This is a genomic window from Jeotgalibaca ciconiae (assembly GCF_003955755.1).
GTDB classification, from domain to species: Bacteria; Bacillota; Bacilli; order Lactobacillales; family Aerococcaceae; genus Jeotgalibaca; species Jeotgalibaca ciconiae.
The window spans coordinates 674,385-686,811 of sequence record NZ_CP034465.1; the positions used below are offsets into that span (position 1 = coordinate 674,385).

General features: G+C 38.1%; 17 protein-coding genes and 1 pseudogene. 1 reads left to right on the plus strand and 17 read right to left on the minus strand.

Features of this window, described 5'->3' with window-relative positions; genetic code table 11:
* Nucleotides 1-5: 5 nt before the first annotated feature.
* The 13 genes from EJN90_RS03095 to EJN90_RS03155 form a co-directional block, all read right to left on the minus strand.
* The gene (locus tag EJN90_RS03095; protein ID WP_089981969.1) at nt 6-230 is read right to left on the minus strand and encodes a helix-turn-helix domain-containing protein; all 225 of its coding nucleotides are present in this window, start codon (nt 228-230) and stop codon (nt 6-8) included.
* Between the two features lie 204 nt (nt 231-434).
* On the minus strand, nt 435-629 hold the full coding sequence (locus EJN90_RS03100) for a hypothetical protein (protein WP_076765384.1): 195 nt from the start codon (nt 627-629) through the stop codon (nt 435-437).
* Nucleotides 630-663: 34 nt separating this feature from the next.
* Nucleotides 664-1,059, minus strand: coding sequence for a hypothetical protein (locus tag EJN90_RS03105; RefSeq protein WP_126108825.1), 396 nt, complete (start codon nt 1,057-1,059; stop codon nt 664-666).
* A 56-nt stretch (nt 1,060-1,115) separates the two neighbouring features.
* A complete protein-coding gene (locus EJN90_RS03110; protein WP_126108826.1) occupies nt 1,116-1,421 on the minus strand; it encodes a PadR family transcriptional regulator in 306 nt (101 codons plus the stop codon).
* Nucleotides 1,422-1,681: 260 nt separating this feature from the next.
* Nucleotides 1,682-3,244: a recombinase family protein gene (locus EJN90_RS03115; RefSeq protein ID WP_174919248.1), complete on the minus strand. Its 1,563-nt coding sequence runs from the start codon at nt 3,242-3,244 to the stop codon at nt 1,682-1,684.
* A 1-nt stretch (nt 3,245) separates the two neighbouring features.
* The gene (locus EJN90_RS03120; RefSeq protein ID WP_069980599.1) at nt 3,246-3,662 is read right to left on the minus strand and encodes a recombinase; all 417 of its coding nucleotides are present in this window, start codon (nt 3,660-3,662) and stop codon (nt 3,246-3,248) included.
* Nucleotides 3,663-5,225, minus strand: a complete 1,563-nt coding sequence (locus tag EJN90_RS03125) for a recombinase family protein (protein ID WP_126108827.1) — start codon at nt 5,223-5,225, stop codon at nt 3,663-3,665.
* A 61-nt stretch (nt 5,226-5,286) separates the two neighbouring features.
* The gene (locus EJN90_RS03130; RefSeq protein ID WP_086035010.1) at nt 5,287-5,505 is read right to left on the minus strand and encodes an SHOCT domain-containing protein; all 219 of its coding nucleotides are present in this window, start codon (nt 5,503-5,505) and stop codon (nt 5,287-5,289) included.
* Nucleotides 5,506-5,560: 55 nt separating this feature from the next.
* Nucleotides 5,561-7,501: a DNA polymerase gene (locus EJN90_RS03135; RefSeq protein ID WP_126108828.1), complete on the minus strand. Its 1,941-nt coding sequence runs from the start codon at nt 7,499-7,501 to the stop codon at nt 5,561-5,563.
* Between the two features lie 73 nt (nt 7,502-7,574).
* Nucleotides 7,575-8,117 carry a DUF2815 family protein gene (locus tag EJN90_RS03140; protein ID WP_425354863.1) on the minus strand — a complete coding sequence of 181 codons (543 nt, stop codon included), beginning with the start codon at nt 8,115-8,117 and terminating at the stop codon, nt 7,575-7,577.
* Between the two features lie 14 nt (nt 8,118-8,131).
* Entirely contained in the window at nt 8,132-9,268 is a 1,137-nt protein-coding gene (locus EJN90_RS03145; protein ID WP_126108829.1) for a DUF2800 domain-containing protein, read from the minus strand.
* Nucleotides 9,261-9,578, minus strand: coding sequence for an rRNA biogenesis protein rrp5 (locus EJN90_RS03150; protein ID WP_126108830.1), 318 nt, complete (start codon nt 9,576-9,578; stop codon nt 9,261-9,263). The genes EJN90_RS03145 and EJN90_RS03150 overlap by 8 nt, the downstream gene beginning before the upstream one ends.
* Nucleotides 9,553-9,771, minus strand: coding sequence for a hypothetical protein (locus EJN90_RS03155; protein ID WP_126108831.1), 219 nt, complete (start codon nt 9,769-9,771; stop codon nt 9,553-9,555). The genes EJN90_RS03150 and EJN90_RS03155 overlap by 26 nt, the downstream gene beginning before the upstream one ends.
* A 280-nt stretch (nt 9,772-10,051) precedes the next feature.
* Between EJN90_RS03155 and EJN90_RS03165 the strand changes: the two genes are divergently transcribed.
* Nucleotides 10,052-10,405 carry a helix-turn-helix domain-containing protein gene (locus tag EJN90_RS03165; RefSeq protein WP_126108832.1) on the plus strand — a complete coding sequence of 118 codons (354 nt, stop codon included), beginning with the start codon at nt 10,052-10,054 and terminating at the stop codon, nt 10,403-10,405.
* Between the two features lie 56 nt (nt 10,406-10,461).
* On the opposite strand, the gene EJN90_RS03170 is transcribed toward EJN90_RS03165, so the two are convergent.
* The 4 genes and pseudogenes from EJN90_RS03170 to EJN90_RS03185 form a co-directional block, all read right to left on the minus strand.
* On the minus strand, nt 10,462-10,653 hold the full coding sequence (locus tag EJN90_RS03170) for a cysteine-rich KTR domain-containing protein (protein ID WP_126108833.1): 192 nt from the start codon (nt 10,651-10,653) through the stop codon (nt 10,462-10,464).
* Nucleotides 10,654-10,695: 42 nt separating this feature from the next.
* Nucleotides 10,696-11,241 carry a GNAT family N-acetyltransferase gene (locus EJN90_RS03175; protein ID WP_126108834.1) on the minus strand — a complete coding sequence of 182 codons (546 nt, stop codon included), beginning with the start codon at nt 11,239-11,241 and terminating at the stop codon, nt 10,696-10,698.
* 11 nt (nt 11,242-11,252) lie between these two features.
* Entirely contained in the window at nt 11,253-11,849 is a 597-nt protein-coding gene (locus EJN90_RS03180; RefSeq protein ID WP_126108835.1) for a TetR/AcrR family transcriptional regulator, read from the minus strand.
* Nucleotides 11,850-12,045: 196 nt separating this feature from the next.
* Nucleotides 12,046-12,330: pseudogene (locus tag EJN90_RS03185) on the minus strand (conjugal transfer protein); the annotation flags it as partial.
* Nucleotides 12,331-12,427 lie beyond the last annotated feature (97 nt).

Genomic DNA, 12,427 nt, shown 5'->3' on the forward strand with positions numbered 1-12,427 from the left:
CTCCTTCACTCGTTACCCGTCTTTATTTCATTGCCATCAGGCAATATAAAAGCCTGCTCAAACTTGACACCAAGCACATCAGCGATGGCTTTCAACTCATCCAAGGTTACCGTTTCCCGTTTTAATTTCTTATTGAAATTCTGTGGAGTCTGTCCAATACGTCTAGCGAGTTCAGAAACGCTTATATTCATTTGCTCACACAGTTCTTTAATCATTTCTGCCGTAGTCATACAGCACCTCCAAGTTTACTATAAGAATATTATAAACCATTTGGTTGATGATAACAATAGTTATTAAAATATTATTATATTAAATAGACAAAATAAAACCCACAACTCTACTGTAGAGTTATGGGCTATCGGAAATTTATTTTTTATTTCTTGCCCTTCTATAAAAACAAGAAGTAATCCTTCAAGAAATGAATTTATCATTATCTACGATTTGCTATCATCTTTCATTATTCTATCAGCTCTACCGAGACTTGAATATAGGATCACTATTGATAACCCTGAAGATAACACCCAATAACTAATATCGTAAATTGCTAATAGTATTGCAGTAATTGCTAATACCATAGCTGAAATTAATCCAATCACTACTTTTTTATCTTTCAAAACTTTATAATTCATTATTTGCTTCACCTCGCTGGATTTGAAGATGTATTTAGTTATTCGACTTTTCGAACTTTAGCTTACCAGTTGGAAGAAATACATCTTCCTTTTTTGTAACATTAATTACTCTCAGAATACCTCTTGCAACACCAACGATATAACCAACAAACAGTCCCATTCCAACTCCAATTATCAGCAATAATTTAGGTTGAATTTCCAAAAACTCGGGAATACTTTTTGAAATCCAGTATCCACCAAACAAACCTATAAACATTGCTGAACCAATAACTAGGTATCTTGCAACAATAGAATCAAACATAATATCATGAATTTTCTTATTCATATTAATCATCCTTTCTACTAAATCTAAAAATCTTGCATCTATCGCATTAATTATTACATCTATTACCTCCCTAAAGGAAATATCCCTATTTTCTAAAATACACATGAACTCATCTTCATAGCGTCGTCGCCATTTTCGGGGGTATAGACGGATAAGCCACTTCATATTAGACCTAACCTTTCAAATCCTAATTTTGTTACTATTTCAATTTCCTTTAATTTTTCTTGTAAATACTGCCTGCCGGCAGAAGTAATTTGATAAGGTTTTTTTCTATCTTGTGAGGGAATAGATTTAATTAATTCTGATTTCTCCATTCTACTAATAGCACCATATAAGGTCCCAGGTCCTATTTTAATATCGTATGAGCGTTCGATATCTTCCATAATTGCATAACCATGTTTATTTTCCTCAGCCAAGCTTATTAAAATAAACAAAGTTGGTTCAGAAAACCGGTCAGTTGAACTCATATATTTTGTCATCTCCTTTCAATTAATACGCGTAACGTTATAACGTCTAACGTAATAGTATCTCGAAAAAAATGGTTTGTCAATTATTTTTTCACTTCACACACTAATAAAATGTATATAATACATCATAAACTTTTATATCAACTGTCTATCAACGAGAAATATGTGAACTTAATTCATTGTTAATTAAAAGCAGAGCATTAGTTTAGTTCCTAAAGGTTTTAGTTACCTATGGACATAACCCATGCTCTGTTTTTAAATCATATTTCCATTTCAATGCCAGATTTAAAGGATATGATGAAGTGGTCTTCATAGACTGTGACATTCTCGATTATCTTCCTTACTAGCCTATCGTCATATTCTAGGGATCGTAACTTGTTCTTGCGTATAAACGTAATTAACTCATTGATTCGTTCATTCTCGCCACTGAGGGAGGCATCTTCTACTAAAAGGGTCTGTCGCTTGTCTCTCAGCTCATCAATCTCATCTGCTAGATGTTCATAATCTTGACCCTTATTGGCCAGCTTGATGAGTTCTTTTTGTTTTTCTTCTAGTAAATTGTTAATCTCTGAAATTTGGTATTCTGTGGTTTCTCCAATCACAGCATGAATATTTTCTTCCAGTGTTTTTATCATGTTATTGCCACCTGCAAGCAGCTTATTAATTGCGGTCATTACAGCACCATAGAGTTCATCTTCTTTTACGGTTCGGTTCTTACAGACTTCAGGACCTTGCTCGATTCTAGTCACACATCGCCAGACAAACTCTTTTCTACCATGGATATTCCAATAGGTTCTCCTATAAATATCGCCACAATCTCCACAGAAGGTGATGGCACTTAAAGCGTACTTGCTGCTATAAATTCGTTTGTTCTTGCCTGCTCCTGTGTAGATGTTGCTTCTTCGATGAATTTCCTCCTGCACCTGCAAGTATAATTCTTTGGGAATAATCGCTTCATGGCTATTTTCAACATAATACTGTGGAACATGACCTTCGTTCTTAACTCTTTTCTTGGTCAGAAAATCTACTGTGACGGTCTTTTGAAGAAGGGCATCTCCGATGTATTTTTCGTTTTGAAGGATCTTCTTAACTGATTCCGGTCGCCATTTTGGTTTTCCTGCTGCTGTTAAAATACCATCCTTTTCAAGGGCTCGACCAATGCCCACTAGACTCTGACCTTCAAGGTATTCTCGGTAGATGCGTTTGATAATCTCAGCTTCTTCGGGAACAATGATTAAATTTCCATCTTCATCTTTGGTGTAGCCCATAAATCGCTTATGGTTGACCTGCACCTTTCCTTGTTGGTATCGGTACTGTAGCCCAAGCTTAACGTTTTGTGAAAGGCTCTGGCTTTCCTGTTGTGCCAAAGATGCCATAATAGTCAGCAAAACCTCACCTTTGGCATCCATGGTGTTGATGTTCTCTTTTTCAAAATAAACGGATATGTTCTTATCCTTGAGCTGTCTAATATATTGAAGGCAGTCTAGGGTGTTACGTGCAAATCGGCTGATGGATTTAGTAATAACCATGTCGATGTTACCATCCATACACTCTGCAATCATACGATTAAATTCGTCACGCTTTTTAGTGTTTGTACCGGAGATACCATCATCTGCAAAGATGCCAGCAAACTCCCATTCATTATTTTTCTTTATAAACTCTATATAGTGTGCGACCTGAACCTCATAGCTAGAATTTTGTTCTTCTGTTTCTGTAGAAACACGGCAATAGGCAGCAACACGAAGTTTCTTTATCTTTTCTTTTGCGGCTGTACTTCCTACTCTTTTACGAGCAGGAATAACCATTATATTTTTCTCTGTCACTTTATTCCTCGCTTTCTATCAGACTATATAAGTATTCTGCTCGTTCAAAAGGATCAACTGGCATCTTATTATCTGCCTTTCTCATTTTAAATCGTTCTTTGGGAGGGGGAGAGGTGAAAGCGGCAAGCTCTACCACTCGTCCTAAATCCTTTGCACGCTTATCTCTAACTTCTTCAGCTTTATCAAATATCTCTTTATCAATGATTGCTGGATACGTATCATTTCCAAGGTAGTTGACGTTTTTCAAAATACGTCCCATCACAGAGTGTGTCTTATCAATACCTGCCTGTTCGCCAGCCACTGTAAGGGATAGTCCTGATATGTATTTCTCAAAGAATACCTTTACTTGACCTGCTGCCTTTTCATCGACAGTAACCTCTCCATCTTGAATTTTGTATCCATATGGAATATATGCCATTTATCTCACCACCTTTTCTTTCAGGGAAAGACCGCATTTCAAATTGAATGTCAGCTCATCCCTGGAATTAACAATGATGTTCTCTACAAATTCTTCAAATAATTCTTCTGTGTAGTCACCATTAAAATTATCTGCTGACACGTAATCAATGAGGTCCTTTATATCGTTTGCTCGTAAAACCCCACTCGTAGAGTTCGTTACCAGGTTTGTTTTTTCGGTAGTAAGATTTTTAATCTCACTATCTATAACATTCCGTTCCTGATTAAAAAGAGCTGGCTCAAGGAAACCTTTGGCCATCAGTGTAATAAGGGTGTTGCGTTCTTCCATGAGTTGCTCCATTCGCTTATCAATAGCATCCATTCTTTCACGGTCGCTTTCTTCATCAATTTGGCTAATTGATTTGAATAGCGGTTCTAAGATTAGCTTATGACTGAAAGCAAGCTTATTCATCATGGTTGTCAATGTGGCTTTTATTTCTCCATCTCGCAAGAACAACATGGAGCAACTCTCTTTGTCTTCGATATGACCGATGCAACTCCAAGCAATGTAACTCCTACCAGCTGAGTAGTTTGTCTTTCTCCTAAAATTGCGACCACACTCTCCACAGACAATCTTGCCACTTAAAGCATATCGATTAAGATAAACGTTCTTTTTCACGCCCTTACACTTCATCTTGGCTCTTTCATCAATGAGATCTTGTGCCTTAGCAAAGTCTTCTCTACTTATAATAGGTTCATGATTGTCCTTGTAATAGTACTGGTCTTTTTCACCTGTATTCGAATGGCGGTTGTAGTTACTATCAGTGTAGGTCTTTTGTAACAAAACATCTCCCATGTATTTTTCGTTTCGGAGCATGTCTATTACCGTGCCTGCACTCCAGTGATTACCTCTTCTTGCTGGGATTTTGTCTTTGTTCAAACCTCTTGCTATAGTACCTCCACCTTTCCCTGAAAGGCACTCAGCAAAAATACGTTTGATGATTTCTGCTTCTTCTGGGACGATTACCATTTCACCATCTGTATTGGTGTAGCCGTAGGGTGGAGTACCAACATAACTGCCATTTTGAAATCTCTTTTGAATGGACCATGTTGAGTTTTGTGAAATAGATGCAGACTCTTCTGCAGCAAATCCTGAAAGGATAGAAAGCATCAGCTCACTTTCCATATCACCCGTATTTAGATTCTCTTTTTCAAAATAAATGTAAACATCGATATCAATCAGCTTTCTTACTAACTCTAGGCAATCTACTGTATTACGAGCAAAGCGGCTGATTGATTTGGTGATAATAAAATCTATCCGACCTTGCTTACAATCTCGTATCATGCGGAGCAGTTCAGTCCGTTTCTCCATCTTGGTGCCGGAGATCCCTTCGTCATAATAAAGACCAGCAAACTCCCATTCAGGATTAGACTTAATATAGCGCTCATAGTGTTCACGCTGTGCTTTAAGGCTTTCAAGCTGTTCATCACTATCGGTTGAGACCCTGGCATAGGCGGCAACCCTAAGTTTCGTATTAGGTAGTTGTCCTTGGGGCAGTTCATCTATTTTTGTTATCTTTTTCATCATCTCACCTCGCATTCATCCATTACATATATCACTCTAAAAGCCATTAATAGCAAGGCTTTTAGGACATAATCTTGGCTAGTCGAGGGGAGAATTTCTCTCGGTTTAATGCTGATATTTTGTGTAATTCATCCGCTGTAATTTTGCCTTCTTTATAAAGCATTTTGATAATGCTCTCCGCCATATGAAAGTCATATTCCCTCTGCAAATCTTCTGTTGTCATCTGTTCTGCTTTGCCCTTGATAGTAGGACAACCGTCTTTTACTTCAAAAATGTTCATAGAAAAACACCTCCTACCTAGTAGCCACGGCAGGAGGTGAAATCTGATGGTTTTATTAATCTTTTTGATAAAAGTCACATTCATAGCCATCGGCATCAAGTAGCAGCCCTTTTGCCCAAGGTGGCACTTGACTCATCTGTTTACATACTTCAGTAACCGATATTTGAGGATTAGATTCAATAATTACTTCATCATGGACATGAGCCACAATACGATAAGTACTAAGCATCTTCATTGAATACATCAAAATATCACGGGATATAGCTTGAACAATATTCTCTACAAACTTAGGTCCGTAACTTTCAAGACGCTCCCATTTCTTTGTTCCACCTACTCCTTCATAGGTCACAGACTCCCCACCGAACTTATTCTCACCTATAAGAGGTTTCACATATGAAAGACGCCTTCCAGATGGAAGAACAATAAAGAGCATTCCACTTATATGATGAATCTCCATACCATATGTCTTCTGAGATCTCTTTTCTTTAACACACTTTTTAACTGCCCTATGCACATCCCACCAGAATTTCACGATGTTTGGATTTGATTCTCTCCAGGCATTCACAAGCGGTTTTAATTCTTCCTCTTCAAGCCCCATCTCTAATGCACCCATGGCTTTTAGCGCACCAACAGAACCACCATATCCAAGTGCCAATTCAGCGATTTTACCCTTCTGTCTCAAGTGACCGTTCACACCATGCTTTTCAACGGGGACTTTAAACATCTGGGAGGCAGATGCACAGTAGATATCGCCACCACTAGCAAATACCTTTGTTCGCCATGTTTCGCCTGCGAGCCATGAAAGCACACGAGCTTCAATGGCTGAGAAGTCAGCCACAATAAACTTATGACCAACTCTTGGTACAAAGGCTGTACGAATCAGTTGTGAGAGGGTATCAGGTATATCTTCATAGAGCAGTTCTAGTGTTTCAACATCACCATTTCTAACAATATTTCGCGCCTCTTTTAAGTCTGGCATATGGTTTTGAGGGAGGTTTTGTAATTGCACAAGCCTTCCGGCAAAGCGTCCTGTTCTGTTAGCTCCATAAAACTGAAACATTCCTCTGGCACGAGAATCAATACAAACTGCATTTTCCATTGCTCTATATTTCTTTACCGAGGATTTTGCCAGTTGCTGACGGAGCGAAAGAACTTCATTTAGCTCTCCGTCTGTTTCTTTAAGTTTCTCTGCAACCGCCTTTTTGCCGAGTGTCTCCATCTCTAGACCGTTTTCGAAAAGCCAGTCTTTCATCTGTTGTACGGAGTTAGGGTTTTCGAGATGTGTTATGTGCTGCATAGCAGTTAGTAGTTTTTCATGAGATATGTCATCCATGGCGATGGCCTGCTTAACAAAATCCATATCCACCTTTATGCCTCGATCGTTGATTTCTTGGTCGAGATGATACTCATCCCAGATGTCCTCTGGTACTGGAAACTTAATCAATCTTTGTTGTATCTGTATTTCTGCCTCCACATCACGTTTGTTATATACTTTAAACTGCTGCCATTTATCGATTTCATCAGTGGGTAGGTTACGGGTTCTACCACCATTTATTTTTGTTGGAGTACATGGAAGACAAAAATATCGTATCAGGTCTTTACCCTCCGTCAGCTTTTGCTTTTCAAGTCCTAGCACTGCACCTACACCTTCTAAAGAAAGAGGTAAACCCATATAGGCAGACCAAACCATGGAACATTTCCATGAGGAAGGATTTAGATAAGTCCCAGTGGGATAGCCCAAATAACGTGAAAGGCATACTCGCTCAAACTGAGCATTAAATGCCCACTTCGTAATGGTTTCATCGGTTAAGGCATCTAGGATTTCTTTTGGAATCTTTTCTCCATTCATCAAATCGATGACCTTGACTTCATCACCGTCAACCGCATAACCAAACAGCATCACCTCAAAATCATCTGCTTCTACGTAACGATAAACACCACTTTTTTGTAGATTGGTAGAAGAATAGGTTTCTATATCAATTTCTAAGTTCTTCATAGCTACCACCTTTCCTAAATGAAAAAAGGTGGCAGAGGGAAGTCCTCCACCACCATCAAGTTTTCTATTCCTTTTAGGCAAGGAAGTCATCATCGACAAGAGTCGTAAAATCATCTACTGCAGAAGTCTTACCGCCTAGAGGTTCTCCGTCTCTAATTTTTTGAATGTTACCAAGACCACAAGCTACACCTTTATTACCATTTGAGTTGAAAGCATAGAAGTTAAGAGAAACCCTACCATAACAACCGCTGTATACCTCGCTACGATCCAGTATCGGCTTAACACTTTTGTCTACAATCTGTGGCGCTGTCTTGCTATTCGCATTGATGAAGTAATGGCCTTTATAAGCCTCATCATCACGCTCTACATCACCATCACGCAGCGGTAGTTTAATGGCTGCCTTATTTGGTTTCTTACCACCAAACTTTGCGATACCTTCCTCAATGGCAGCATCAACTGCTGCATGGATAGCATTAATGGTTTCCTTGTCATCCTTTGGAATAAGGACGGATACGCTGTACTTTTCTGCACCACCATTAATAGATACAGGCTCCCATCCGTGGAAGTAAGAAAATCTTGAGTTTACACCTGTGATAACTTTTGTTTTGTTTTGCATATTTGCCATAATATTTAATCCTCCATAATTTCGTTAAATTCGTTTTTAGCATCTGCTACGTTCATTGCCGGTCTTTTATCTGAGTTTGGAACAAGAGTCGGCTTACCCGGTGGTTTGTAAATGAGGTCACCGAGGAGTTCCTCAAATTTGGATTTACCCATCAGTTTTTGCATCTCTGTCAGCGGAATAAGGCTCTTTCTGTAAATGTCCTTATATCCACCTGCCACGGCTTTTTCTGCAATGGCTCCTTCATCTTTGTACTTGCGAACCGAGCGACCTTCCACAACTTTAAAACCGTTCCACTCTTTACCGTGATTGACTGCTGCATCAGTGGCATAGGCTGTTATTTCATTCGCCCACTTGGTAAGGTCGGGAAGAATAAGTAAGATTTCTTCTATCTCAGCATCCGTCAGCAGAGGTGGCATCTTGAATTCTTTCTCTGCAAGTTTTAGCTTTTCTTCGGCTCTGGCCCGACATCTGTTTGCCGCTTTACAGAAGGTACACCATGGACCGGGAATGTATTCACCCTCACCGTTGAAGGCTTTGTCAGCTCTGGGCTTTAGTTCCTCTTCCGCCAAGCCTTTTAGTTCTTCCACCGGTATTGTCCAGGTGCTGACATTTTCTCTTCTAGGCTGAAAGATCGTCATGGACACTTCTTTAATGTCGTACAGGTGATCATAGATTCCAAGTGCTCCTAGGGCATAGAGCTTCATCTGTGGATTGTCCACTGCATCAACTAGCACACCCATTCCATATTTAAAGTCTACGATGTGAAGTCTGTCATCTGAAATGATTACACAGTCTCCTGTCCCAAAACCATCTGGAACATAACAAGAGAAGTCAAGACGTTGTTCAATAAGAACGATAGGATCTGTGCAAGACTTTCTTGCAAGTTCCACCTGCTCCATAACAAAGTCCACGTAAGCATCTGTACATTCCTCCATCTCATCAGAGTTATACTCAGCGATAGGTCGCTGACTTCTCATATGAAGTGCCTTTTTTAGTTTGTGTTCACACAGGTCATGAGCCGCTGTGCCTTCTTTTGCTGCCTCACCACTTTGGTCTTCAAACTCCAGTTCAAGTCTTGCAGAGGGTAGGCAGTTAAGCCACCTGTGGGATGAGGATGCAGATAATATTGCATGATTACCCATTTCCAAGCTCCTCCGCATCTTTCAAGATGTCAGAATAATAAGCCTTATCAACAGCACTTAACTTGTCTGCACCATACTTCTGAATGAGTCCTCGCACTTCGGCAGTAAACCCAATCTGGCTCTTTTCAGCAAGTACCATACGCAATTTTTCAAGTGGGATATCCGGCTCTTTTACTGGTTCTTGTTCAGTTGTAGCTTTTGCACCTGGAGCAGGATCTCCTTCTGTCATCGCATCGCAAACTGCCTGTATGCTGTCAGCAAGACTTCGCATATCATTGACCACTTCAAGCAGTAATTTTATTTTGCTCAAGGTTAGTTCCTCCTTTCATAATTTCACAGATAGATAGTTCCTCGATGCTATCTCCAGGGATCACAATCGTTACACGCTGTATACTCCCTAAAAGAAAGCGAAGAATTCGTTCCCTTACGGACACATTACGGTAGGCAACAAGTCCGCCTGTCTGTGGTTTCTTAGAAACACTAATTTTGAGATTGTGTTTCATATCCATCACCTCTTTCCAAAGGGCGATTTATTTATTGCCCTCTACCTAGTAGCCTCGGGAGGTGATAGAATCTGACGGTTTAGAAAAAAAGAAAGCCTACCAAAGAGAAGTACTCCTTGATAGGCCATGTTTATACTTGTGAACCCATAATATACCGTAATGCTTTCGTATCCATTCCTTCATTTACATAGTTAGTACAGAATGTATGTTTCAAAATGTTTGGAGTGACATCCTGTTTCTAATTTGATAGGAACAGTAAAATGTATAGAGGTGGTTTATTATGCGTAAAAAGGAAGATAGATATGATTTTAGAGCCTTTGGTTTAGCCATTAAAGAAGCTCGATTGAAGCAAGGTTTAACTCGTGAACAAGTGGGAGCATTGATTGAAATTGACCCACGTTACTTAACCAATATTGAAAATAAGGGGCAACACCCAAGTATACAAATTCTTTATGACCTTGTATCATTACTTCATGTGTCCGTTGATGAATTTTTCTTACCTGCCAACGATCTTGTAAAAAGCACCAGACGGTTACAGGTAGAAAAACTTATGGATAACTTCACTGATAGAGAATTAGCACTCATGGAAGCATTAGCTAATGGTATCAATGAATCAAGAAATGTCAAAGACTAGTTAAAGTTCATACATAACAGGAAGAGCCGATAAGATGAGATTGAATTAACCTCAAATTATCGGCTCTGCGTCTTTGCATCTGGCTCTTTAATTACTGTTATTTGTAAAGAACTTATATTTATTAAAGTTTCTTGTTTACACTTTGGACAGTATAAGGGGAAATTAGTCAATACCGTGTTGGAAAGTATCCTTATACGAGTTTTGGAATTACAAATCGGACAGAATATCCACTTACTTTTTTCAATCATATTAATCAACCCTTATGTTCCACATTCGCAATCTGAACATATTTACAGGTCAGATTGCTCTTTGTTTAAGTATTCTTTTTTTAGAATACTCATAATGACAGTATCATGCCATCTTCCGTCACGGTAAATTGCTTCTCGAAACTTTCCATCATGTGTAAATCCCATTTTTTCATACAATTTTATTGCTCTTTCATTAAATGAAAATACTTGTAGATATACTCGATGTAAATTTAGCTCATAAAAAGCAAATCCAAGTATTAAGGACATAGCCGAAGTTCCGATACCTTTACCCCACATATCTCTTGCACCAATATCAAGAATACATTCAGCAGAACGATTCTTATAATCTATATTTATTAGAGAAACAATACCGACAGTTTGTCCAGATTCTTTATGTTCAATCATATAACCTTTAGCATTAGCTTGAGAAGCAATTACTGAAATAAATTGCTCTGTTTCCTCCAGCGTGTATATGTCAAGTTGAGGACTGGTCGTTTTCATGACCTCTATATCATTACGCCAGTTATGATAAGTGCTATAATCATTAGTTGATAACTTCCGTAGCTTAATAATTTTATTTTCAAACATTTACAACCCTCCTAAGTTAAGATATTCTCAATCATATTATTCATCAAACTAATTATTTGTACGAGATTAGTATCAAAAGAATATTGATAATATTGGTGTAGCATAACCCCATCAATCATTGAAATTAATAATTCAGAAAAAGAGATTACATCAATCTGTTTTTTAAATTCGCCTTTCTCAACCCCTACACTAATAAATTGTTGAATATTTTGCGAAAGTTTTTCATGTCTTTCACGTAAATATGGAACATCTTTAATATTATGTGAGAGAAAAAATTCTGATTTAGCACGAATTAAATTAGTTTCTGTATTTTGAATGGATAGGACAATCTCACAACTCCAATCATTTAGTTGAGGTAGTAAGGGCTTATTCAAGTCAGGGTTTAGTAACTGGTTGGCTTGTAGCGAATCTTCATATTTGAGCACCTCTATAAAAACGGAATCAATATTTTTAAAATGTGCATATAACCCCCCTCTTGAAATTTTAGCTTCATTCATAATATCTCTCATTGAAGCGTTAGAATACCCTTTTTTAGCAAAGACATTTATTGCTGATATTGCTATCATATTTTTTCGACTTTCTATATACTTCTCACTGACTTGTGGCATAGATAATCCTCCTGCAACAAAATAGACACTGTTGTCTATTTTAGTATATAGTTTTATTCTAACTTTATCAATGATGAATTTTTCTTGCCTACCAGTGATTTAGCAAAAGCACTAGATAGCGAATATCTCAAAAATGTTTAATTTCAAAAAAAATAGCGTATAGATCACATATATGTGGACTATACACTATCTCACTTCATTTTATAATCTTCCAGTTACTTCCGCTCTTTTCAAGTACCAAGTCAAATTGCGATACCTGCGTTGCTTTAGTCTGTTGGTCGAGGTACTTCACTGCCAGCGATACCGTGATTTGATTACCCTTGCGATTGTAAATAGGGTTTACCAGTTCTTGAAAGATATAATATTTGCCGATTGGTTTTAATATCCCATCATTCACATAGTAGGAAAGTTCATTGGCTGTAGCTATAGGATAGAGCTTAAAGAACGTGGTTATAAACTCACTGATTTCATTGGTTGGGACTAGGAAATAAACCCTAAATAATTTAAAACCTGTGAAATCAGTCCATAACAAAGATTGATTTCACAGGTTTTCTTTTTGCGATTAAATAGAATTTTTG